Consider the following 22,366-nt stretch of genomic DNA (forward strand, 5'->3'; position numbering starts at 1 on the left):
ATCGCACACCTGAGACCTACCTGCCGCCCCCTAGCTCAACAAAGCACATCCATCAATTTGACCGCAACGCCTCAACTCTTGCGCCTCACCCCGTCACACCACCCTGCGGCACCTTCCCAGCAAAACTATCCACCAGACTCGCCACCACCATCTCCCCCATCCGCGTGCGGGTCTGCAACGTCGCGCTCGCGCGGTGCGGTTGCAGCACCACCTGCTCATTGCCAAACAATGCCTCAGGCACATGCGGCTCATCGACAAACACATCCAGCGCCGCACCGGCGATTTCACCAGCAGTCAGCGCCGCCACCAGGTCGGCCTCGTTGACCAGTTTGCCCCGCGCCACATTGATCAGATACCCGCCCTGGCCCAATGCACGCAGCACCTCGGCGTCGATGATGGCTTCAGCCTTGTCGGCGGCGGCCGCGAGGATCAGGGCGTCGCTGTCGCGGGCCAGTTGCTTGAGGTCGGCGATGAAGGTGTGGTTCACGTCGCTCATGGGTTGCAGGTCGGTGTAGCTGATCGGGCACCCGAACGCGGCGGCGCGGGTTGCCACGGCGCGACCGACCCGGCCCATGCCGACGATGCCGATGCGCATGCCGGACACCTGACGGGCCAATGGCAGCGGGGACAATGGCGTCGGGCTGTGGGGCCATTGGCCTGAGCGCACATAGCAATCACCGATGCACAGGCCACGGCACACCGCAATCAATAAGCCGATCGCCAGGTCGGCGACATCTTCGGTCAGCGCGCCGACGGTGGCCGTGACGCGGATTCCGCGATCCCTGGCGTAGGCCAGGTCCACGGCATCGGTGCCCACGCCGTTGACCGCCACCACTTCCAGTTTGGGCAGATCTGCCATGAGCGCCTGGCTGATGCCGGTATGCCCGCCAGTGATCACGCCGCGAATATTGGCACCGTGTTCTTGCAGATAGGCTTGTTTGTCGGCCTGTTCGAAATAGCGTCGCACCGTGAACAGCTCGTTGAGCCGGGCGTTGATTTCAGGGATCAGGATCGGGCTGAGTTGCAAGACTTCTGGCTTCATGTAGACCTCGTAACAGAATAAATAAGACTGGCTCAACCACGACCGGCAAACGGCATGGCCGTGGCCATGACGGTCATGTTCAGGACGTTGGCCGACAACGGCAGGCCGGCGATGTAGCGCACCGCGTCGGCCACGTGCTTGACGTCCACCATCGGCTCCACCGCGATGCTGCCGTTGGCCTGGCGTACGCCCTTGGTCATGCGCACGGACATTTCAGTGAGGGCGTTGCCGATGTCGATCTGGCTGCAGGCGATGTTGTATTCGCGTCCGTCCAGGGCCAGGGATTTGGTCAGTCCCAGCACCGCGTGTTTGCTGGCGGTGTAGGCGCTGCTGAACGGTCGTGGGGTGTGGGCCGAGATCGATCCGTTGTTGATGATCCGTCCGCCCTGGGGCTGCTGCCGGCGCATCAGGCCGAAGGCACCGCGGGCACAAAGAAAAACGCCGTTGAGGTTGGTGTCGATCACGTTTCGCCACTGCTCGAACGTCAGCTCATCCAGTGGCACGGCGGGCGCGTTGACCCCGGCGTTGTTGAACACGACGTCCAGGCGTCCGTAGACCTCGGCGATGGTTGCAAACAGCGCATCGACACTGGCTGGGTCGCGTACATCGGTGGACACCGCCAAGGCTTCGCGGCCCTGGCTGGCCGCCAACTCGGCCAATGCCTGCAAGGGCTCTGGCCGGCGACCGGCCAACACCAGTGTGTAGCCGTCTTCCATCAGGCCCAGGGCCACCGCACGGCCAATCCCGCTGCCGGCGCCGGTCACCAAAGCCACTTTCAATGTGTTGGACATGTGGGTTCTCCTTTCTCGAACTCAGTAAGACAAACGCGGACCGACGCGCATTTCCAATTCGCCAATGCCATCGATGCCTGCCGTGATCACATCACCCGGCTGCAGCACATCGACGCCTGCCGGGCTGCCGGTCATGATCAAGTCGCCAGCCCGCAGCGCCACCGATTGGGAGATGCGGGTGATCACTTCACTGACCGACCAGATCTGGCTGTCGAGGCTGTCGCGCTGGCGCTCCTGGCCGTTCACGTTCAGCCACAACTCGCCATCGGGGTGCCCCGCCCGGGAGACCGGCACGATGGCGGTCATTGGCGCAGCGCCATCGAACACCTTGGCGCCCTCCCACGGCAAACCGTTGCGCTTGGCCATACGCTGGGTATCACGCCGGGTCAGATCCAGACCCGCCGCGTAGCCCCACACATAAGCCAACGCCTGGCTCTCAGGGATGTTGGCGCCGCCCTCACCGATGGCCACGACCAATTCGATTTCGTGGGCAAACTCCTCGGTCACCGATGGAAACGTCACCTCACCCGCCGCTTCCACCACGCAGCAGGCTGGCTTCATGAAGAAAACCGGTGGCACTCGAGATTCACCCTGGGTATCAGGCCAGGGGTAGTTGCGACCCACGCAAAAGACCCGGCCGACGGGAAAACGCTGCGGGGTGCCGACAACCGGCAAGGTCACTGGCAGGTCCGGGGTAAAGACATACTCGGGCATGTTCATCCTGATAAAAGTCCTGTTGGAAGGGTCAGCGTACGGCGGCAATCCCGGGCGAAGTTGGAGGAATGCCGCCTCGTGTTGGAGAAAAACGGTTTTTTCCGGGCTCAGCGCGCCTTCAGTTCAATGCGATACAAGCGACCGAGCAGCAACGAATACGACAAGGTGCCGATCAGCGCCACGCCACCGATGAACCAGAAGGCCAAGGCGAATGAGCCGGTCTTGTGGACGATTGCGCCAATCACGATGGGGGTGACGATGCCGCCGATGTTGGCCGCCAGGCTGGTGATCCCACCGGTCAGCCCGATCAGTTCCTTGGGCGCCACTTCCGAAACCGCCGCCCACGAGGACGAAGCAATGCCTTGGGCAAAGAAGGCAATCGTCAGCACGGCGATGCAGATCACATTCGAGTCGGTGAAATTCACCAGGACGATAGACATGCCCAGCATCGACCCGACCACCAACGGCAACTTGCGAGCAAAGGACAGCGAGTAGCCGCGACGGATCAGCAGGTCGGACACGATCCCGGCGAGCAGGATGCCCACCGTCGCGCCCACGAACGGCAGCACGGCGAAGATCCCGGCCTTGATCATGGTCAGCTGACGCTCTTCGATCAGGTACGTGGGGAACCAGGTGAGAAAGAAGTACAGCGCCGATGTGCTGGCGAATTTACCGATGCAAATCGCCCAGACCTGCCGATAGCTGAACAGCTCGGCGATCTGCCGCCAGTTGAAGCGGGTACGCTCCTGACTGCTTTTGACCAGCCCTCCCCCGGCTTCGATGTACTTGAGTTCTTCCTGGCTGACTTTCTTGCAGTTCATCGGGTCGCGATACAGGAACAGCCAGGCCACACCGAAGACGATGCCAAGTGCGCCGGTGCTGTAGAACACATGTCGCCAGTCATAGGTGGTCGCCAGCCAAAGCAGCGCACCGGTAAACAGCGCCGTGCCCAAGTACTGGCCGCACACGTAAATGCTGCTGGCCAAGCCCCGTTCACGCGCTGGAAACCACACCGTGACCGCCCGGCTGTTGGCCGGAAACGCCGGCGCCTCCATCGCGCCGACGGCCAGGCGCAGGCCGAACAGCGAAGCGAAACCCGTGGCAAAGCCCTGGCACACGGTGACGGTCGACCAACTGATCAGCGACACCCCGTAGGTGAACCGGGAACCGAAGCGATCGGCGATGAAGCCGGCGGGCACCAGCGCAATCGCGTAGGTCCAGGCAAACGCGGAAAAAATCAGGCCCATCTCGATCTTGTCCAGGCCCAGGTCCTTGGCGAGGAACGGCGCGGCAATCGATATATTCACCCGGTCGATGTAGTTGATGATCGTCGCGATCAGCAGCAACGACAGCATGAACCAACGCCGCCGTGACGGCAGACGCTCTGGCACTGCGGCGTCCCGGACGCCGGTAACCACCGGCGCTGTGGCGGTCTGGGAGGTGTGGGAATTCGACATGAGTGGACCTCGTTATTGTTAGAAGCGTCGAAATGTTTACGAGCAGCCGAAATCAATGCCCTCGATGCCGGGGCAGAACAATCGCTACTGGAATGAGGGGTGCGAACAGCCGGAGTCAGGTGTCCGAAGAGGACTTGCAACAGGATCTGTCGGGGGAGCAGATAGACGGGTCAGGGAGAACCAGGAAAAGCTTCATGATGTGCGCACCTTTTGATTGTTTTTGGATGGAGGGTCGGGTTGCGTGGCCCAACAGTGGTCGTACAACCACTCAAAATCAACTGAGCTGTTAGATCATTTTTCCGGGTTAAAACCGCGTAAAAGGAACCTGTCCAAAAAAATCAGATCGGTTAATTTTTTTAGATCCCTTTCAAAATAAACTTAACTATTTGTTTATAAGACATAAATTAACAAACTCGAACTCATCGTTTTTGGACAAGCGCCCTCCATTTTCGAGAGACAGAAAATTCAAGCCAACAGCCATGTCATCGTATGACTTCTTGAAAATCATCCAGATGCACCGTCACAATCGTCATCACCACCATGCACCGCAAAGGATTCCCTGGAGATGTCATCACCGAGCCGAGTCCCCACCTATGTCATGCAGCAACGCAGCGAATTGACGGATTTCTACATCCGCGACAAAAAGGGCCGGCGCGCCGAAACCAGCCCGCATCGCCACGAGTATTTCCAGATCCAGATCAACCTCGGCGGCGACACCGTGCAACACATTGGCAACGTCGAACGTCCGTTTCCACGCAACACCCTGGCCTTCATCCTGCCCCACCGCGTGCACGTGATTCCGCACCCGGCCGAGAGCAACTTCATGGTGATCAATTTTTCCCAGACGTTCCTGCTGCCGCATTTGCAGTGCGACCCGATGGACCTGGAAGAGGTCTCGATTCTGCTGGCGCCGGAACTGTCACCGTTCCGTTTCCAGGAACACTTGGACTTCATTCTGGGAGATGAGGATTTCGCCAAAATCTGCGCGTTGATCGAGCAGATGCGTGGCCTGGACCAGAACCGTCAGTTCGGCACCCGCGAGATGCTCAAGGGCTTGTTGCTGCAACTGATCGGCAGCGTCTGCGCCTTGTACGCCGAGCCGCTCAAGCGCCTGGCCGAAGAGAACGCCGCCGAAGTCAGCCGACGCGATGCGCTGGGCCGGATGTCCGAGTACCTGCGCAAGAACATCGCCGACCCCGACCTCAACCTGATCAAAGTGGCCGCGGCGACTTACCTGTCGCCGACGTACCTGACCCACTGGCTGCGCAAGGAAATCGGCAAGACCTTCACCGAACTGGTGCTCGAACGCCGGATGCATGCGGCGCGCAATTACTTGCTCAATGGAACACGGCCAGTGGGCGAAGTGGCGAGGTTGTGCGGTTTTGCCGACGAGGCATATTTTTCCAGGCGTTTTCGCCAGATACATGGACAGCCGCCGGGGCAGTTCAGGCGACAGCAGTTGAATCCGGACAGTCCGCAGTTGCCGTTGAATACATAAGCCGACAATCGCGGATACGGGTCACCGCAAGATCAACACCGCCGCCACCGCAATCACGGCCACCACGCCAAAGACCATCCGCGCGATCCACGGCGCGGTGAGCCAGACGCCGGTCACCCCGGCAATCTGCCCCACGTTCTTTTCGGTCAGGCGGAAACTCGGCTCCCGGAAAGGATTGCCGCAATGTGGGCAGGCGTAGGCCTTGTCGGAAATTCGGGAAGCGCATTCAGGGCAATCGATCAGACTCATTGTGCGACCTCAGGGAGAGACGAACTTGGGGTACTGACAAAGACCACGCATTTCCGGTTTTTGTTCTGAATCGAGTAAACCTTTTGAAGAGTGCGCTACGCAAAAGCGAACTGCTTCACAGCCAACAAGATAGTCCAGCCACTACTGTGGGGGTTTTACGCGCCGGATAAGATCGTTCAGCACGTAGGTGTCCAGGAAGGCTGTGACTTCAATGATCTGACCATTCTTGAAGGTCATGTGCCACAGGTAGGTGTTGTTGTAGGGTTTGTGATCAAGCGCCGTGGCTGTTCCGTTCCACAGAACAACCACGACATCATTCTGGGCAACGATGCTCTGCACCGTGGGGACAATCGGTGTTGCCAGTCGCGCAGTAATCGGCCGCACGACTTGGGCCAGCTCAGCCTTGCTGTTATAGACACCGGAAACAGGACTCGTCCCGGCCACGGTCCATTTCGCATTGGGCGCCAGCAGATCGAACACCGTGCCTTTGCCCTGCTGCCAGTGAGTGAACGCCTGGCGGACCAGAGTCGCATTCGCGTGCTGGGTGTTTTCCGAAGCCCAGACGCTGTTCGAAAAAAATACTAAAGACAGTGCAAGCGCCTGGACGCGCAAAGCCAAATTCATCCATCGGGTCATGATGTTCTCCCACAGCAATGCAGTTGATAAGACGCTCTTCCAGGAGAACCTTAACGGCATGTGCCCAGAAACCTTTGCCCGATACTGCTGTGAGGTTGCCTGATGCTATTCAGTGACGAGGCTCCACGAGCAGCCGTTCATCAAGCAATTTGCCGTGCCTTTCTGCCTTCAGTCTTAGCGACCTTCTTGCCCCAGTGCTCAATCTCCCACCCTCACCGGGAAGCTATCGCACGCCGGGGGAGAATTTTTCATTCCGAGAGAGAGGCTGGTTTCCAGAATCGCCCGGCCAGCCAGCGACTGACACTCAAGACCCAGGCAAACAGAGCGATCAATCCGACACTAAGCAGCATCCCATTCACGCCCGTGCTGCTGATGAGCTTGCCGGCGATAAAGGGAAACCCGAATACGCCAATGAAGTAGGACAGGCTGAAAAGCAGCAGTGCTTGTGCGGTCAGTCCAGGTGGCGCCTCGTTGGCAGCCAAGCCGTTAATGACCGAATAGTTGAGACCATAACCGACCCCAAGCAAGGCGGCGGTCAACCCATAACTCAGACTGTCATGGACCCACACACCGAACCCCGTCACGGCGACCAACATCAGCGTGGTCAACAGGCAAGAGGTCGCGAAAGGGTCACGGCTGACCACCCACCCGGCAATCAACAACCGACAAGCGATAGCCGCCCCCATGAAACCGACGAAAAACAGGGAGTAGTCAAGCCCCTGACTGGCTGCATAACTGGTCTGGAAACTGCCCAGGCCACCGAAGATCGCGCCCCCCAGCCCCACCATCAAAATGGACAACGCTGAACGTGAGCGCAGTACATCCGTCGCCGATCTCAGCCCCATCCGAGCCTTATCGCCAGACCGGCGCTCCACTTCAGCAAAGCCCGTTCTCAGCCACCAGAAATACAGCCCACCCAGCAATGCCGCGGCGGCGGCAAAGAAGAAAGCCGTCTGGATGGGTAACCCAACGGAGCTGGCCAACTTGCCTGAAAGAGGGCCACTACCGATCCCCGTCAACATGCTGCCCGATAAAAGCGCGAAGCAATGAGTCCGCCTGGCTGGCTCGACCATCGCTGCGACCATGATGGGCCCAACCGTGTAAAACAGTCCCCAGCCGATCCCCAGCATCAAACCGCAGGCCAACAAACCGATGCCTAGGCCCGATAGCAGCGCAAACCCCATGGACGCAATGACCAGAAATACAGCGCCAAGGGCCATGCACAGTGCAGCGCCTACGCGCTGCATCAAATGCCCCGAGGCGACCACCGCGACCAGGGTACTCGTCATGGCAACGGCAAAGACTTGCCCTGCGTCGCGCTCAGTTCCCCCCCGGGAGGACACCAGCAGCGAGACCAGGAAAGTGGCGCCATAAGAAATGGACAGAAGGAAACTGGCTACGCAAAACAGGCCGAATCGATTGGAGGGCCTGCCGTTGGAGAGCGATGACATCGGTGTTTTTCCACGCGTAGAACAAGCCTTTTTGTAGCACGGCTACATGCGGGGATAGTCATTTGGGTGGCGGAGTCAAGGTTAGGAAATTCGCACCTTTTGCGCTGACGGCGTATCACCTGGGTGCCATTGCCCCTATCGTCATTTTTTTAAGACGGCAGAAACCACAAAACCCCTGGTTTTCTTGGAAAACCAGGGGTTTTGTGTATATCGAATTTGGCGGTGAAGGAGAGATTCGAACTCTCGATACAGTTTCCTGTATACACACTTTCCAGGCGTGCTCCTTAAGCCACTCGGACACTTCACCGTATCTCGGCAAACTGTTCAGTCTGTCGAGGCGCGCTAATGTAGTCGAAAGCTTTTCCGATGGCAAAGGTTTTTTTCAGAATTTTCATGCGGTTAAGCTTGGTCGGGCATTTCAAACGCGCCTGGGCATGGCAAACCGGCCAATCTTCGGGGCTATGCAGGCGCTGCTCTATAGATGAAGGCGAAGCGGGATGGGCGGGCCAGGCTGTTTGCGGGGCTTGGAGCTGACCGGTGAGTCAGTCACGGCGCTTTACCTGGCCTGCGGCGGTGGGTAACGTCTGCGTCACTTCTCTTACAAGGAATAGCGTCATGAGCGACTTGATTGCCTACCACCTCGAAGACGGTATCGCGACCCTGACCTTGAACAACGGCAAGGTCAATGCCATCTCGCCGGATGTGATTGCCGCGTTCAACGCTGCGCTGGACCAGGCGACGGCGGATCGGGCGGTGGTGATCATTACCGGGCAACCGGGGATTTTGTCGGGTGGTTACGATCTGAAGGTGATGACCGCCGGTCCCAAGGAAGCGGTGAGCCTGGTCACAGCCGGCTCGACCCTGGCGCGTCGCTTGTTGTCGCACCCCTTCCCTGTCGTTGTCGCTTGCCCGGGGCATGCGGTGGCCAAGGGTGCGTTCCTGCTGCTCTCGGCGGACTATCGCATTGGTGTGGAAGGGCCTTTCAGCATCGGCCTGAACGAGGTGCAGATCGGCATGACCATGCACCACGCCGGTATCGAGCTGGCCCGTGATCGCCTGCGCAAGTCGGCGTTTCATCGCTCGGTAATCAATGCCGAGATGTTCAATCCGCAGGGCGCTGTGGATGCGGGCTTCCTCGACAAGGTGGTGTCGGCCGAAGAACTGCAGGGCGCGGCCCTGGAAGCGGCGCGTCAGTTGAAGAAGATCAACATGACAGCCCACAAGAACACCAAACTGAAAGTACGCAAGGCTCTGCTGGAAACGCTGGACAGTGCGATTCTGCTGGATCAGGAGCACTTGGGCTGACGCTTGTAGGAGCTGTCGAGCGGAGCGAGGCTGCGATCTTTTGATCCTTCGCTCCGGACTCAATTGGCAATGGAAAGATCGCAGCCTCGCTCCGCTCGTCAGCGCCTATGGGCCCAGAGAGAGCTAGCCCTCACCTGGAGTCGGGCTTTTTCCTACGCGCGTCGCTTAAAAGTCCTCAACCGCTCTAGGCCGCTTCTGTCACACCATGTGGAAACATGCGCTTAAACATCGTCCATTTCCTACCTCTATAGGGGCAATTGCCGAAAACAGTGCACATCCGTACACTGCGCCACCTTTTGTCCCGATGGGGCCTGTAGATGCTGTTTGTACTGCGTATGTTGTTGATGGGCCTGAATTTTGTATTGGCTGGCGTGCTCGGGGTGATTCTGGGCCTGTGCCGGCCGTTCAACCCGGACAACAGCCGTTTATGCGCACGGTTTTACGCATTGCCGGCGATGTGCATTTTGCGCCTGCGGGTCCGGACACAAGTCGACACGCTGGTGAATAAGCCTAACGGCTGCGTCATCATCGCCAACCACCAATCCAACTATGACCTGTTCATGTTCGGCAATGTGGTGCCGCGCCGTACCGTGTGCATCGGTAAGAAGAGCCTGAAATGGGTGCCGCTGTTCGGGCAATTGTTCTGGCTGGCGGGCAACGTGTTGATCGACCGCGGCAACGCGATCAAGGCACGACAGTCGATGCTGACCACCACCCATACCTTGCAGCACGAGGACACCTCGATCTGGGTTTTCCCGGAGGGCACGCGCAACCTGGGTGAAGACCTGCTGCCGTTCAAGAAAGGCGCCTTCCAGATGGCAATAGCCGCCGGGGTGCCGATTGTTCCGGTGTGCGTCAGCAGCTACATCAAGCATATGCGCCTCAATCGCTGGCGCAGCGGTGACATCCTCATACGCTCATTGCCGGCGATTCCTACAGCCGGGTTGAGCATGGATGACATGCCCCGGCTCATCGCCCAATGCCGTGAGCAGATGCGCGAGTGCATCGCGACAATGGACCGGCAGTTGCAAGCCGCCTGAATGGAAAACCCGCCCCCTCGGCGGGTTTTCTTTTACCGCCGAACTCCGCAGATTTTGCTGACTCTCAAGCTACAGGGCGCGCTAAGCTGAACGCTGCCTGCCACTGCCATTTTCCAATAAGAAGTGAACCACCATTATGGGTAGAGTCGTTGCTGCTGCGGTCTACAGCGCTGGTAAAAAAGTCACCAATATCACCCTCGACGAAGGCAGTGCCTGGGCTGCCAAACCTGGTCATTTTGTGTGGATCGGTCTCGAAGAGCCCAGCGCCCTGGAGCTGACCAACCTGCAGCGTCAATTCAACCTGCACGAATTGGCGATCGAAGACGCCATGGAGAAACACAGCCGGCCCAAGCTGGAGACCTTTGGCGATGCGCTGTTTATCGTCACGTATTCGCCGATACGCAAGGACGGCAAGTTGCTGTTCATCGAAACCCATATCTTTGCCGGCAAGGGCTACATCATCACGGCTCGCAACGGCCACTCCGCGTCCTACGCCCATGTCCGGCAGCGCTGTGAGGCACGTCCGCTTTTACTGAAACACGGGGAAGATTTCGTCCTCTACGCCATCCTTGATTTCGTGATTGAAAACTACCAGCCCATGGGTGAAGCCATTCACGCCGAAATTGATGAGCTGGAACACAATGTCATGTGCAGCTCCCTGAACGAACGGGACATCCAGAACCTGCACAGCTTGCGCCGCGACGTATTGCGCCTACGCCGTTACGCGGCACCAATGGTGGAGATCAGTGAAGAGTTGCAGAAACTCGACTTCCCCTTTATCGACAAGAACATGAGCCCGTATTTCCGCGACGTGCAGATTCATGTCACGCGGCAAATGGAAGACCTGGCCACCCTGGCCGACATCGCCAGCCAGACCATCGAAGTCGGCGTGCTGCTCGAAGCTTCGCGCCAGAGCGTGGTGCAGCGCAAGTTCGCGGCTTGGGCGGCGATCCTGGCGTTTCCCACGGCCGTGGCCGGGATCTATGGGATGAACTTCCAGGACATGCCGGAGTTGAGTTGGCAATACGGCTATTTCGCGGTGCTGGGGGTTATTGCGGTGGGCTGCTCATCGCTGTGGTTGAGCTTCAAGCGATCGGGGTGGTTGTAGGCGAGCGTTCTTCGCTGGGACTTGTGTGGGACTTATCGTCGGAACGCCGCCCGGAGCAAGCTCGCTCCCACAGGGGATTTGCGTCGTACACAGATCCAGTGTGGGAGCGAGCTTGCTCGCGATGACGGAGGCACATTCAATATCACTGCAAGCTGATCCACCGCGATCGCGAGCAAGCTCGCTCCCACATTAGAGAGTGGTGATCTTTAGCCTTGGGTGGCTTCAGCCTGCGGCTTGTGAGCGACGAAACGCATCATCCACTCCGCCACCGTGGTGCCGTGGTGCTCGTGGGCCAGGCTCGCCACGCCCTGGCTGTAGATCTGCTCACCAAGATGTTGCTGGCGAATCTCCAGCAAGGCCCGGGAATAATCATGGATGAATTCCGGATGGCCCTGGAAGCACAGCACTTGGTCGTTGATGTGGTAGGCGGCGAATGGGCAGAAATCGCTAGAGGCGATGACGGTCGCGCTTTCGGGCAGTTCGGTCACCTGGTCCTGATGGCTGATCAGCAAGGTCAGTTCTTCCATCACCGGGCTCATCCAAGGCGCCTTGGCGGCGAGTTTGTAGCGATGGGTGCCGACGCCCCAGCCTTGGGTGGCGCGTTCGGTCTTGCCGCCCAGCAACAACGCCAACAGCTGGTGACCAAAGCACACACCGAGCAATTTATCGCCGCGCTGATAGCGCTCCAGCAGGTAAGTCTTGAGGGTTTGAATCCAAGGGTCGGTGCCGAAGGAATCAGCCTTGCTGCCGGTCACCAGATAAGCGTCGAACTGCTCGTCATCGCTGGGGTAATGCCCCTCCATCACGTTGTATACGATGAATTCGGCCGCGATGGGCTGCTGCGAAAACAGGCGCTGGAACATCTGCCCGTAACCCTGATATTGGTCGACCAGTTCCGGACGCAGGATATCGGTTTCCAGAATGCAGATGCGTAGCGACATAAAAAATACCTGACACGATGATGGGAATATTGCACACCCCAGAGCCTGCCCTGAAACACCGTCCCAAGGCAAGCCCCTTCCCGGGTCTGTCAGAACAGTTCGTGGCGGGCGGCTTTCTCCAACAACAAGGCCGGCGGTGAGAAGCGCTCGCCATATTGCTCGGCCAGATACTGGGCGCGACCGACAAAGTCCTGCAGGCCGTATTGATTGATGAACTGCAGCGCACCACCGGTCCAGGCGGCGAAGCCAATACCGAAGATCGAGCCGACGTTGGCGTCAGCCGTCGAAGTCAGCACCCCCTCCTCCATGCAGCGTACGGTTTCCAGGGCTTGGATGAACAGCAGGCGATCACGGATATCCTGCGGGGAAATCTGCCCGTCGGCTTTCTCGAAGCGGCTTTTGAGCGACGGCCACAGGTACTTTTGCCCATTGGCGGGGTATTCATAGAAACCGGCACCAGCGGCCTTGCCCGGTCGCCTGTATTCGTTGAGCAGCAAGTCAATCACGGCGAACGCCGGGTGCTCAATCGGCGCTTTCCCTTCTGCGCGCAGGTCCTTGGCGGTTTGCGCACGGATATGGCTCATCAGGCTGAGGGAAACTTCGTCAGAGATCGCCAGAGGCCCGACCGGCATGCCGGCCTTGCGCGCTTCGGTCTCGATCATCGGCGCACTCACGCCCTCGCCGAGCATGGCAATGCCCTCATTGGTAAAGGTGCCGAACACCCGCGACGTAAAGAAGCCGCGACTGTCGTTGACCACAATCGGCGTCTTGTTGATCTGCAGGACAAAATCGAACCCCCGGGCCAGGGTCGCGTCACTGGTGCGCGCGCCCTTGATGATCTCCACCAGAGGCATTTTTTCCACCGGGCTGAAGAAGTGCAGGCCGATGAACTTCGTCGGGTCCGGCACAGCCATGGCCAGGCCGGTGATGGGCAAGGTCGAGGTGTTGGAAGCGATCACCGCATCATCGCCCACCACCGCCTGGGCGGCGGCCGACACACTGGCTTTCAGGGCGCGATCTTCAAACACCGCTTCGATGATCAGGTCGCAGCCGGCCAGGTCTGCGTTGCTGTCGGTGGGGTGAATCCGCGCCAGCGTGGCTTCGCGCTGCTCGGCGGTGAGTTGGCCGCGGGCGACCTTTTTATCCAGCAACGCCGCCGAACGGGCCTTGCCCTTCTCGGCCGCCGCCACATCGACATCCTTGAGTACCACGGCGATGCCGGCCACGGCGCTGACATAGGCGATACCCGCTCCCATCATGCCCGCGCCGAGCACACCGACTTTTTTCGTCAGATAAGGCGCAAAACCCTGTGGGCGAGAACCACCGGCCTTGATCTCGTTGAGCTGGAACCAGAAGGTGCCAATCAGGTTCTTCGCCACCTGGCCGGTGGTCAGTTCGGTGAAGTAGCGGGTTTCGATCAGGTGCGCGGTGTCGAAATCTACCTGGGCGCCCTCCACCGCTGAGCAGAGGATTTTCTCCGGCGCAGGCAGGCAACCCTGGGTCTTGTTGCGCAGGATCGAAGGGGCGATTGCCAGCATTTGCGCAACTTTCGGGTCAGACGGCGTGCCGCCCGGCAGTCGATAGCCCTTTGCATCCCAGGGTTGGATGACGCTGGGGTTGGCAAGAATCCAGGCCCGGGATTTAGCCAGCAGTTCGTCACGATCCTTCGCCAGCTCATCGATCAAACCGGCCTGCAGCGCTTGTTGCGCATTGACCTTCTTGCCCTCGAGCAGATACGGCAAGGCCTTTTCCAAACCGAGCAGGCGCACCATCCGCACCACCCCGCCGCCTCCTGGCAACAGGCCAAGCGTGACCTCCGGCAAGCCGAGCTGCACCGACGGCAGGTCCAGGGCCACGCGATGATGGCAGGCCAGGCAGACTTCCCAACCACCGCCGAGGGCCGCGCCATTGATGGCCGCCACCACGGGCTTGCCCAAGGTTTCCAAGGCACGCAGTTGGGCCTTGAGCAGCAGGACCATGTCGTAGAAAGCCTTGGCCTCGGGCTTGCCGACCTTGATCAATTCATTGAGGTCACCGCCTGCGAAGAAGGTGTGCTTGGCCGAGGTGATGATCACACCGGCAATCGAGTCCTTTTCAGCCTGCAAACGGGCGACGCAGGCAGCCATGGCCTCACGGTACACCGCGTTCATGGTGTTGGCGCTCTGGCCCGGCATGTCCAGGGTCAGGATGACGATCCGGTCCTGGCCGGTTTCGTAACGGATGGCATCGGTCATGAAAAAGTGTTCCTTGAAGTCGAGGCTCAGAGGCGTTCAATGACGGTGGCAATGCCCATGCCGCCGCCGACACAGAGGGTCGCCAAGCCATAACGCAGGCGACGCACCTCCAATTCGTCGAGCAACGTGCCAAGGATTGCGCACCCCGTAGCGCCCAAGGGGTGCCCCATGGCGATGGAGCCGCCGTTGACGTTGACCTTGGCCGGGTCGATGGCCATGTCCTTGATGAACTTGAGCACCACCGAGGCGAAGGCTTCGTTGACTTCGAACAGGTCGATGTCCTCCACCCGCAACCCGGCCTTGGCCAGGGCCTTGCGGGTAGCCGGCGCCGGGCCGGTGAGCATGATGGTCGGGTCGGTGCTGGTGACGGCGGTGGCGACAATGCGCGCCCGGGGTTGCAGGCCCATGGCGCGCCCCTTGGCTTCGGAACCGATCAACATCAGTGCAGCACCGTCGACGATGCCGGAACTGTTACCCGGCGTGTGCACGTGATGGATTCGTTCGACATGGCTGTAGACGCGCAACGCCGTGCCATCGAAGCCCATCTGGCCCATGGCCTCGAAGCTTGGCTTGAGCTTGCCCAGGCCTTCGAGCGTGGAGTCGGCGCGGATGAATTGGTCGTGGTCCAGCAGCACGATGCCATTCTGGTCCCACACGGCGACCAGGGATTTATTGAACGAACCGTCAGCCCGGGCACGCGCCGCTTTCTGCTGGGAATGCAGCGCATAACTGTCGACATCCTCACGGCTAAAGCCTTCCAGCGTGGCGATCAGGTCGGCGCCGATGCCCTGGGGAACGAAGTGGCCGTGCAGGTTGGATTGCGGGTCCAGCGCCCACGCGCCGCCATCGCTGCCCATGGGCACCCGGGACATGGATTCGACGCCGCCGGCCACCACCAGGTCTTCGAAGCCGGAACGCACTTTCATGGCCGCCAGATTCACCGCCTCCAGGCCCGAGGCGCAAAACCGATTGAGTTGCACGCCTGCCACGCTGACATCCCAGTTGGCCACCAGCGCAGCGGTCTTGGCGATATCGGCCCCCTGTTCACCCACCGGGGTCACGCAACCGAGCACGATGTCATCGACCTGGCTGGTGTCCAGATCCATGCGCTGCTGCAAGGCGCTGAGCAGACCACCCAGCAGGTTCACCGGCTTGACGCTGTGCAAGGCACCATCGGCCTTGCCCTTGCCACGGGGCGTGCGTAATGCGTCGAAAATCAAAGCTTGGGTCATGACGTCCTCGAAACCACGGGGTAATGCGATGCCTTCAACCATAAGCCCAGCGGCGCCGGATTCAATGACCACAGCGCTCAATGGCGTTGACGGCCACGCTCAGACGAACGGTAGCGAGCTATCGGGTTAACCGATTCAGGAGGACAAGCTGTCTAGCAAAAGGGCCGGCAGGAAGGTGGCAATAGGCCTCATACCTTTTTTAGAGCAGCCTGTACCAAGCTGATATGAATTGGATCTAAGCCAAGGCCGCCGCGGCCCCTAATGTAATCCTTGTACAAGAAAGTCGTCGGGTTTTGCCGAGGCGCTTGTCGGACAGGAAGTGCAACGCCAGCCGCCATGGATATGCAGGCTGGCTTTTAGGAAATAACAATAAAGGCGGGTCAGCCATGTTCAAACATTCGAAAGTTCGCCAAGCCGGACTCATTCTCTTTGCCACGACGCTGCTGTTGATTTTGCCGAATATCACCAAGGTGATTGGCTGAATCCTGCGCGAGGGCATCTGCATCATTCATTAGTTGTGTCGCCAAAAAATGTGACGGGTTCTCTGTTCGAGCCGCGATGGCTGTGCCAACCTTTGCGGCACCCCTCGACATGGAAGGCGATCGACTTGAAAGCTCTTATTGTGTTCGGGGCGTTGCTGCTCAGCACGCCCCTTTATGCCGCGCAACTGGTGCTGGAGTTGGGCGCGGGCACGCGCACCTGGCAAACCGAAGAACTGCTCAAGCACCCGGACGCTCAAACGGTCCAGATCGCTGATGACGTTTCCTACAAGAAACCCATGAGCTATCGAGCCGTGCCGCTGACGGCACTATTGACGGGCGTCCAAGCGGACGACCATCTGCAAGCCGTTGCCCTGGACGGCTTCGCTGCCGAAATGCCTGCGGCGCCGTTACTCAACAAAAGTGGGGCCCGAGCGTGGCTGGCGATTGAGGACCCGGCCAGGCCCTGGCCGCCGCTGGGGGAAGGCAAGCACAGTGCCGGGCCTTTCTACCTGGTCTGGACCGATCCGCAGGCTGGCCACATCAGCCCGGAGCAATGGCCCTACGCGGTGGCGACCATCAAGCGCCTGTCGGCCGTGGCCGAACGCTTCCCGGCCCTGCTGCCGGCGCCCAACCTGGCCAAGGACGACCCGATCAATATAGGTTTCGAACTGTTCCAGAAAAATTGCCTGGCGTGCCATCGGCTCAATGGCGCAGGCGATGCACAGTTCGGCCCTGACCTGAACATCCCTTTCAACCCGACCGAATACTTCTCCGGGGACTTCCTCAAGCGCTACATTCGCGACCCGCAAGCGCTGCGTCGCTGGCCCCAGGGCAAGATGCCCGGATTCTCGGCTGCGGTGCTGCCGGATTCGGAGCTGGATTTGCTGGTGGGTTATTTGAAGCATATGGCGGGACGCAAGCAGCCATTGGCCCCGTGAGATTGGTTTTTTTGTGGCAAGGGAGCTTGCTGCGCAGCAGCCCCTTAAAAAGCTTGCGAACGCTTCGCACTCGAGCGGGAGCAAGCGCCCTCGCCACAAAAGCTCCCTCGTTGGAGAGCTATTGTTGTTGCACCGTGATCACCGGCGCCGGTGGCACGACCAGCTTGGCATGCATCTGCTCACAACCGCCGCCACGCCGCATGCCACGCACCGGGCAGGCGTCCAGGTAATCCAGGCCTACGGCCAGCTTCAGGTGGCGCTCCGGACGGGCCAATTGGTTGGTCACGTCGAAACTGTACCAGGCGTCGTCAAGCCAGGCTTCTGCCCAGGCATGGCTTGCCAGGTGTTCGCTCTCTTCGCTGAACAGATACCCCGACACATACCGCGCCGGCACCCCCAGGCTACGGGCGCAGGCCAGGAAGGCGTGGGTGTGATCCTGGCACACCCCGCTACGACCGGCAAAAGCCTGGGCCGCACTGGTCTCCACTTCAGTGGTGCCAGGGGTGTAGATCATGTGCTGGTTCAGCCCATGCATCAGGTCGATCAGCGCCGTGCGATCGCGACGCTGCTGGCACTGCTGCGCAGCGAAGGCTCGAAGGGCCTCGTCCGCCTCGGTCAGCCGGGTGAAGCGCAGGAACGGCAGCGCTGACTGACTCTCGTGCTCGGCTTCACGCGACGGATCGATGTCCACCTGTCCGCGGGCGCCGATGATGACCGTTTCGTGGGGTTCGTCCAGGGTCAGTACGTGAAGGATGTTGCCGAACGGGTCCAACTGCGCCCGCACCGGCCGGGGCAGATCCAGTTGCCAGCTCAGCACATGCTGACGTTCGCTGTCGTGGGGCGTCAGGCGCAGGTACTGGATGCTGGCGCGCACCTGATCTTCATAGTGGTAGGCCGTTTCGTGGCTGATCGAGAGTCTCATATGACCTCCAGGTAGGAACTGTGAATGGCATTGCCCAGTTCACGGACCAGTGGGATGAATTCGGTGAGCCAGGCATGCAGGCCCCCGTCGAGGATTTCGTTGATGCCGGTGTAGCGCAGGCGTGCGTCCATTTCCGCCGCCAGCCGTTGTGCCTGCCGGCCGTTGGTGCCTGGCAGGCTCGCGAGGATCTGGTTGATTTCTTCGGTACAGGCGCGCAGCGAACGCGGTACGTCGGCGCGCAACAGCAGCAACTCAGCCACATGGCGAGCGCCCGGGGCGTCACGGTAGATCTCGGTATAGGCTTCGAAGGACGACAAGGCCCGCAACAAGGCGCTCCATTGGTAATACGCGTGGGCCGTGCCATCGCTGACCGTTTCGGCCTGGTCGCCGGCCATTTCGTAGCGGGCGTCGAGCAAGCGCAGGGTGTTGTCGGCCCTTTCGATGAAGGTCCCCAGGCGAATGAAGCGGAACGCATCGTTGCGCATGATGGTGCCGTAGGTTGCACCACGAAACAGGTGGGATCGCTCCTTGATCCACTCGCAGAAACGGCTCATGCCGTAGCGATTCAAGCCTTGCTCGGCGATCCCACGAATTTCCAGCCAGGTGGCGTTGATGTTTTCCCACATGTCGGCGGTGATACGCCCACGTACCGCATGGGCACTGGCTCGCGCGGCGCCGAGACAACTGTAGATGCTGGCCGGGTTGGCCGCTTCCAGGGCAAAGAAATGCAGCAGGCGCTCGGCGTGCAGCTCGCCGTGTCGCTCCCGGTAATCATCCAGCGTGCCGGTGATCAGCAATGGCATGGCCAACTCGTGCAGGCCATCGCCACGCCCGTCCTGGGGCATCAGCGACAGCGAATAGCTGACATCGAGCATCCGTGCGAGGTTTTCCGCACGCTCCAGGTAGCGCGACATCCAGTACAGGTCCGAGGCGGTTCTACTCAGCATGGCAGCTCCTCAATCCTCGACCACCCAAGTGTCCTTGGTCCCACCGCCCTGGGATGAATTCACCACCAGGGAGCCTTCGCGCAGCGCCACCCGTGTCAGCCCGCCAGGCACCACGCGGGTCTCGCGCCCCGACAGCACAAACGGCCGCAAATCGATGTGGCGCGGGGCGATGCCGTTTTCGACAAAGGTCGGGCAGGTCGAGAGCGACAGCGTCGGCTGGGCGATGTAGGCGTGCGGCTTGGCCTTGATCCGCTCGCGAAAGGCATCGATCTGCGCTGTCGTCGCGGCCGGCCCCACCAGCATTCCATAACCGCCGGAGCCCTGGGTTTCCTTGACCACCAGATCGGGAAGATTCGCCAGCACGTGGGAAAGCTCAGCGGGATTACGGCATTGCCATGTAGGAACGTTCTTCAGGATCGGCTCTTCGTCCAGGTAAAAACGGATCATGTCGGTGACGAACGGGTACACCGATTTGTCGTCCGCCACGCCCGTGCCGATGGCATTGGCCAGCACCACGTTGCCGGACCGGTAGGACGACAACAGGCCTGGTACGCCGAGCATCGAATCCGGGTTGAAGGCCAGTGGATCGAGGAACGCGTCGTCGAGGCGACGGTAGATCACATCCACCGATTTCGGGCCGTCGGTGGTGCGCATGAACACTTTGTCATCGCGTACGAACAGGTCGGCGCCTTCCACCAACTCCACACCCATCTCCCGGGCCAGGAACGCGTGCTCGAAGAACGCGCTGTTGAAACGCCCCGGCGTGAGCACCACGACACTGGGATCGTCCAGCGGGCTGGAGCTTTTCAGGGTGTCGAGCAGCAGGTTCGGATAATGGTCGATGGGGGCGATGCGCTGGGCGGCGAACAGTTCAGGGAACAGGCGCATCATCATCTTGCGGTCTTCGAGCATGTAGCTGACGCCGCTGGGCGTACGAAGATTGTCTTCGAGCACGTAGTACGTGCCGTCACCGTCGCGCACCAGATCGACACCACAAATGTGCGCGTAAATGTCACGGTGCAGGTCCAGCCCCTGCATCGCTAGTTGGTATTGCTCGTTGGCCAGCACCTGCTCGGCGGGAATGATGCCGGCGCGGATGATCCGTTGCTCGTGGTAGAGGTCGGCCAGGAACATGTTCAGCGCCTTGACCCGCTGGATGCAGCCACGTTCGACCACCCGCCATTCACTGGCCGGGATGCTGCGCGGGATCGTGTCGAAAGGGATCAGGCGCTCGGTCCCCTGCTCGTCGCCGTAGAGCGTGAACGTAATGCCAGCACGATGAAACAACAGGTCGGCTTCGCGCCTGCGTTGCGCCAGCAGCTCGTCAGGCGTTTCAGCCAGCCAGCGGGCAAACGCCTGGTAATGCGGACGGACCTGGCCGTTGGCATCGTACATTTCATCAAAACCGCTGCGGATCATGCCGTACTCCTTGTCACCCTGGCAGCAAGGCTTCGCAAGCCCCGTGCCATCGGCATAAACGCTTTATGATCAACGGGTTGGATTCTCCTCTGACAGGCCGTGCACTTTTCTAGTGCAGCAAATACCCCCACCCCGCTGCCCCCCGCTCCATTGCGACGCAGGGGCGTCGCTCTCCTGAGCATAGCCATGGAAAAACGACGCGGCTTGATCTGGATACAGTTAGGTACAAAACCTGGCGGTTGTGGTGTTGGCGGGGGACATGCTCACCTATTCGGCGTCCGCCACAAATCCCACAGTAATGTTCAATGCTCGGGTAGTTCACAGACATGAAAACGGCCGACACAAAGGTCAGCCGTTGCTGTGGTTGCGGTGAGTAACTGTCAGGCCTGCAGGCGCCGGATCTCTTGCTTGACGCCCCAGCCCTCGATCACACCACCCAAGGGTTCGACGACTGCCTCAAAGTCTTGCTCGAAGTCTCCTATGTCATCGTAAGTGGCGTACATCACCCGGCTCAGTTCCAATGACCAAGCCCCGTCGTCCCGTGCACTGATCTGCGCGTTCAGCGACTCTCCCCGAAAATGACCTGCCGCCCTGCGCGCCCGCTCCTCGTCCGGGAAAATGGCGTAGAACTCAATGGGATGGAATCGGGAAAAATCGAAACCGCCTTCTTTCATGCGGCGCAATACGCTGGTGCTGATGTCTTCTTGATAGGCTGTGCTCATGAAACGTCCTCCTGAAACCAATGGATAGACTTTCCGTCTTCCCGTGCGTGAAGCCCTCAGGCTGCAAGCGGTACGGCATCAAATGGCCGTCGGGACACAAGCATGTAGCTGACAAGACCGGACCTTGGCGATCCTTTCGCTGATCTCAATTGCAGAGTAGCCGTAAGTGGTGGCCACTGCCAAGCGAGACCAGGCACCGTTTCATGAAATCGGTGTAATGCTGAGAATTTCGATGCTGTTTTGCGACTTGAGATTCTTGACTGTCGGGTCTTCGGTGCGGTTTTCCAAGTCGTTGAGGTCCAGTCGCTTGAGCACTGGAAGCAATCTTTCGCGAATCAATTGGGCGGCCTGCTCCATGGTGGGCTTCTGGTCATGGTCGAACTGCTCGACGGTGGTTTCACCGTGATCGTCAATGAAAGTGATTTCCCACTTTTGCATCGGTGTCTCCTTGATCAATTCAGGGCCTGGCTTACCTTTATCTCGACATTGGGGGCCGGACAATCGTTCCACTGGGCGGCCTGGACGGCACACATGAAAAGACCGCCTCTGGGGCGGTCTCCTGGTGTACAGCCGTGGCCGATCAGTTTTCGGCGCGTTCCTTCAGGGCTTTCAAGGTGTTGAACGGCGCATCCACCACAAACTTGTTCGCCAGCCAGGACGGTACGTCACCCCCTGGCTCGGTGTGGACCTGGTAGGTCACTTCGATCTGGTCAGCGCCCTTTGGCGTGAACGTCCAGAAGCCTTCAACCTGGGTCACTCGCACGAAACCTTGCTCTTCAGGCAGGTATTTCGGCACGCCCTTGAGCTTGCGGGTCAGGCTGCCATCGGCGCCCTCCTCGGTGGTGACTTGCAGCACCGAGTCTCGGGCCGTCACCGGCCATGGCGTGTTGAACTGGGTGTAGGTCCAACTTTGATTGCCTTCGTGCTTGAGCAGTTTCTGGCTCTTGCATTCATGAATCCAGGCGCAAGCGCCGGGAACGTCTTCCTGCAGGGCCCGCAGCTTGGCCATGGTGGTTTTCATCACCGTCACGCCGCGATAGGCCTTGTACTTGGAGCCCGCCACTTCACTGAGGGAAACCTTGATACCGTCCTTCTCCTTGGCAACCTGCCAATCCTCTGCCTGAGCGGTGGCCGTTGCCAGCAATACAGTCAACCCACACAACACAGCCATACGATGCAGCGAACCCATAGTTCTTTTCCTTATTGTCCAAGTTCGTTCAGTTAGGATCCGTTCATTG

21 protein-coding genes and 1 tRNA gene are annotated in these 22,366 nt (G+C 59.8%); 5 read left to right on the forward strand and 17 right to left on the reverse strand.

All coding sequences use genetic code 11. From position 1 onward, the window contains the following. Window positions 1–85: 85 nt before the first annotated feature. The 4 genes from HU749_RS21045 to HU749_RS21060 all read right to left on the reverse strand — a co-directional run bounded on the left by HU749_RS21045 (window position 86) and on the right by HU749_RS21060 (window position 4,004). Window positions 86–1,042 (reverse strand): 2-hydroxyacid dehydrogenase, encoded by a 957-nt coding sequence (locus HU749_RS21045; protein ID WP_079304953.1) that lies wholly within the window; start codon window positions 1,040–1,042, stop codon window positions 86–88. Between the two features lie 32 nt (window positions 1,043–1,074). Beyond that, on the reverse strand, window positions 1,075–1,833 hold the full coding sequence (locus HU749_RS21050; RefSeq protein ID WP_079304951.1) for an SDR family oxidoreductase: 759 nt from the start codon (window positions 1,831–1,833) through the stop codon (window positions 1,075–1,077). A 21-nt stretch (window positions 1,834–1,854) separates the two neighbouring features. Then, window positions 1,855–2,553 (reverse strand): fumarylacetoacetate hydrolase family protein, encoded by a 699-nt coding sequence (locus tag HU749_RS21055; RefSeq protein ID WP_186651299.1) that lies wholly within the window; start codon window positions 2,551–2,553, stop codon window positions 1,855–1,857. 101 nt (window positions 2,554–2,654) lie between these two features. Beyond that, window positions 2,655–4,004: an MFS transporter gene (locus tag HU749_RS21060; protein ID WP_095963064.1), complete on the reverse strand. Its 1,350-nt coding sequence runs from the start codon at window positions 4,002–4,004 to the stop codon at window positions 2,655–2,657. A 565-nt stretch (window positions 4,005–4,569) separates the two neighbouring features. Here HU749_RS21060 and HU749_RS21065 point away from each other — a divergent pair. Then, the gene (locus tag HU749_RS21065; protein ID WP_079304946.1) at window positions 4,570–5,502 is read left to right on the forward strand and encodes a helix-turn-helix transcriptional regulator; all 933 of its coding nucleotides are present in this window, start codon (window positions 4,570–4,572) and stop codon (window positions 5,500–5,502) included. Window positions 5,503–5,523: 21 nt separating this feature from the next. Here the strand turns inward: HU749_RS21065 and HU749_RS21070 are convergent, their stop codons facing one another. From HU749_RS21070 to HU749_RS21085, 4 genes are all read right to left on the reverse strand, one after another. Next, a complete protein-coding gene (locus HU749_RS21070; protein WP_003204158.1) occupies window positions 5,524–5,751 on the reverse strand; it encodes an integrase in 228 nt (75 codons plus the stop codon). Between the two features lie 141 nt (window positions 5,752–5,892). Then, a complete protein-coding gene (locus tag HU749_RS21075) occupies window positions 5,893–6,375 on the reverse strand; it encodes a nuclear transport factor 2 family protein (protein ID WP_079305366.1) in 483 nt (160 codons plus the stop codon). A gap of 260 nt (window positions 6,376–6,635) precedes the next feature. Then, window positions 6,636–7,838, reverse strand: a complete 1,203-nt coding sequence (locus HU749_RS21080) for an MFS transporter (protein WP_186651297.1) — start codon at window positions 7,836–7,838, stop codon at window positions 6,636–6,638. A gap of 217 nt (window positions 7,839–8,055) precedes the next feature. Further along, a tRNA-Ser gene (locus HU749_RS21085) sits at window positions 8,056–8,145 on the reverse strand. Window positions 8,146–8,453: 308 nt separating this feature from the next. Here HU749_RS21085 and HU749_RS21090 point away from each other — a divergent pair. From HU749_RS21090 to HU749_RS21100, 3 genes are all read left to right on the forward strand, one after another. Further along, entirely contained in the window at window positions 8,454–9,143 is a 690-nt protein-coding gene (locus HU749_RS21090; RefSeq protein WP_058544274.1) for a crotonase/enoyl-CoA hydratase family protein, read from the forward strand. A gap of 317 nt (window positions 9,144–9,460) precedes the next feature. Continuing rightward, window positions 9,461–10,183 carry a 1-acylglycerol-3-phosphate O-acyltransferase gene (locus tag HU749_RS21095; RefSeq protein ID WP_079304943.1) on the forward strand — a complete coding sequence of 241 codons (723 nt, stop codon included), beginning with the start codon at window positions 9,461–9,463 and terminating at the stop codon, window positions 10,181–10,183. Between the two features lie 136 nt (window positions 10,184–10,319). Next, window positions 10,320–11,291, forward strand: coding sequence for a magnesium and cobalt transport protein CorA (locus HU749_RS21100; RefSeq protein WP_014339460.1), 972 nt, complete (start codon window positions 10,320–10,322; stop codon window positions 11,289–11,291). 206 nt (window positions 11,292–11,497) lie between these two features. Here HU749_RS21100 and HU749_RS21105 read toward each other — a convergent pair whose 3' ends face one another. From HU749_RS21105 to HU749_RS21115, 3 genes are all read right to left on the reverse strand, one after another. After that, entirely contained in the window at window positions 11,498–12,232 is a 735-nt protein-coding gene (locus HU749_RS21105; RefSeq protein WP_046063714.1) for an amidotransferase, read from the reverse strand. Between the two features lie 89 nt (window positions 12,233–12,321). Continuing rightward, window positions 12,322–14,466: a 3-hydroxyacyl-CoA dehydrogenase NAD-binding domain-containing protein gene (locus HU749_RS21110; protein ID WP_186651295.1), complete on the reverse strand. Its 2,145-nt coding sequence runs from the start codon at window positions 14,464–14,466 to the stop codon at window positions 12,322–12,324. Window positions 14,467–14,492: 26 nt separating this feature from the next. Further along, a complete protein-coding gene (locus HU749_RS21115) occupies window positions 14,493–15,698 on the reverse strand; it encodes an acetyl-CoA C-acetyltransferase (protein WP_186651294.1) in 1,206 nt (401 codons plus the stop codon). Window positions 15,699–16,305: 607 nt separating this feature from the next. On the opposite strand from HU749_RS21115, the gene HU749_RS21120 reads away from it, so the two are divergent. Further along, entirely contained in the window at window positions 16,306–17,118 is an 813-nt protein-coding gene (locus HU749_RS21120; RefSeq protein ID WP_186651292.1) for a c-type cytochrome, read from the forward strand. A gap of 118 nt (window positions 17,119–17,236) precedes the next feature. Here the strand turns inward: HU749_RS21120 and HU749_RS21125 are convergent, their stop codons facing one another. The 6 genes from HU749_RS21125 to HU749_RS21150 form a co-directional block, all read right to left on the reverse strand. Further along, window positions 17,237–18,040: a transglutaminase family protein gene (locus HU749_RS21125; RefSeq protein WP_046063711.1), complete on the reverse strand. Its 804-nt coding sequence runs from the start codon at window positions 18,038–18,040 to the stop codon at window positions 17,237–17,239. Then, entirely contained in the window at window positions 18,037–18,987 is a 951-nt protein-coding gene (locus HU749_RS21130) for an alpha-E domain-containing protein (protein ID WP_046063710.1), read from the reverse strand. The genes HU749_RS21125 and HU749_RS21130 overlap by 4 nt, the downstream gene beginning before the upstream one ends. A gap of 9 nt (window positions 18,988–18,996) precedes the next feature. Beyond that, window positions 18,997–20,406, reverse strand: a complete 1,410-nt coding sequence (locus HU749_RS21135) for a circularly permuted type 2 ATP-grasp protein (protein WP_186651290.1) — start codon at window positions 20,404–20,406, stop codon at window positions 18,997–18,999. A 380-nt stretch (window positions 20,407–20,786) separates the two neighbouring features. Beyond that, a complete protein-coding gene (locus HU749_RS21140) occupies window positions 20,787–21,128 on the reverse strand; it encodes a ribonuclease E inhibitor RraB (protein WP_003179463.1) in 342 nt (113 codons plus the stop codon). Between the two features lie 201 nt (window positions 21,129–21,329). Continuing rightward, the gene (locus tag HU749_RS21145) at window positions 21,330–21,566 is read right to left on the reverse strand and encodes a hypothetical protein (protein WP_186651288.1); all 237 of its coding nucleotides are present in this window, start codon (window positions 21,564–21,566) and stop codon (window positions 21,330–21,332) included. A gap of 142 nt (window positions 21,567–21,708) precedes the next feature. Continuing rightward, window positions 21,709–22,317, reverse strand: a complete 609-nt coding sequence (locus HU749_RS21150; protein WP_014339469.1) for an START domain-containing protein — start codon at window positions 22,315–22,317, stop codon at window positions 21,709–21,711. Window positions 22,318–22,366 lie beyond the last annotated feature (49 nt).

The sequence above is a fragment of the Pseudomonas ogarae genome (assembly GCF_014268695.2).
Lineage (GTDB): Bacteria > Pseudomonadota > Gammaproteobacteria > Pseudomonadales > Pseudomonadaceae > Aquipseudomonas > Aquipseudomonas kilonensis.

Bases quoted from the DNA above. Each gene is read 5' to 3' on its own strand.
- HU749_RS21150 (WP_014339469.1), bottom strand. From the start codon at position 22,317: ATGGGTTCGCTGCATCGTATGGCTGTGTTGTGTGGGTTGACTGTATTG.
- HU749_RS21055 (WP_186651299.1), bottom strand. From the start codon at position 2,553: ATGAACATGCCCGAGTATGTCTTTACCCCGGACCTGCCAGTGACCTTG.
- HU749_RS21140 (WP_003179463.1), bottom strand. From the start codon at position 21,128: ATGAGCACAGCCTATCAAGAAGACATCAGCACCAGCGTATTGCGCCGC.
- HU749_RS21110 (WP_186651295.1), bottom strand. From the start codon at position 14,466: ATGACCGATGCCATCCGTTACGAAACCGGCCAGGACCGGATCGTCATC.
- HU749_RS21145 (WP_186651288.1), bottom strand. From the start codon at position 21,566: ATGCAAAAGTGGGAAATCACTTTCATTGACGATCACGGTGAAACCACC.
- HU749_RS21060 (WP_095963064.1), bottom strand. From the start codon at position 4,004: ATGTCGAATTCCCACACCTCCCAGACCGCCACAGCGCCGGTGGTTACC.
- HU749_RS21095 (WP_079304943.1), top strand. From the start codon at position 9,461: ATGCTGTTTGTACTGCGTATGTTGTTGATGGGCCTGAATTTTGTATTG.
- HU749_RS21125 (WP_046063711.1), bottom strand. From the start codon at position 18,040: ATGAGACTCTCGATCAGCCACGAAACGGCCTACCACTATGAAGATCAG.
- HU749_RS21135 (WP_186651290.1), bottom strand. From the start codon at position 20,406: ATGATCCGCAGCGGTTTTGATGAAATGTACGATGCCAACGGCCAGGTC.
- HU749_RS21075 (WP_079305366.1), bottom strand. From the start codon at position 6,375: ATGAATTTGGCTTTGCGCGTCCAGGCGCTTGCACTGTCTTTAGTATTT.
- HU749_RS21090 (WP_058544274.1), top strand. From the start codon at position 8,454: ATGAGCGACTTGATTGCCTACCACCTCGAAGACGGTATCGCGACCCTG.
- HU749_RS21065 (WP_079304946.1), top strand. From the start codon at position 4,570: ATGTCATCACCGAGCCGAGTCCCCACCTATGTCATGCAGCAACGCAGC.
- HU749_RS21130 (WP_046063710.1), bottom strand. From the start codon at position 18,987: ATGCTGAGTAGAACCGCCTCGGACCTGTACTGGATGTCGCGCTACCTG.
- HU749_RS21070 (WP_003204158.1), bottom strand. From the start codon at position 5,751: ATGAGTCTGATCGATTGCCCTGAATGCGCTTCCCGAATTTCCGACAAG.
- HU749_RS21115 (WP_186651294.1), bottom strand. From the start codon at position 15,698: ATGACCCAAGCTTTGATTTTCGACGCATTACGCACGCCCCGTGGCAAG.
- HU749_RS21080 (WP_186651297.1), bottom strand. From the start codon at position 7,838: ATGTCATCGCTCTCCAACGGCAGGCCCTCCAATCGATTCGGCCTGTTT.
- HU749_RS21100 (WP_014339460.1), top strand. From the start codon at position 10,320: ATGGGTAGAGTCGTTGCTGCTGCGGTCTACAGCGCTGGTAAAAAAGTC.
- HU749_RS21050 (WP_079304951.1), bottom strand. From the start codon at position 1,833: ATGTCCAACACATTGAAAGTGGCTTTGGTGACCGGCGCCGGCAGCGGG.
- HU749_RS21105 (WP_046063714.1), bottom strand. From the start codon at position 12,232: ATGTCGCTACGCATCTGCATTCTGGAAACCGATATCCTGCGTCCGGAA.
- HU749_RS21045 (WP_079304953.1), bottom strand. From the start codon at position 1,042: ATGAAGCCAGAAGTCTTGCAACTCAGCCCGATCCTGATCCCTGAAATC.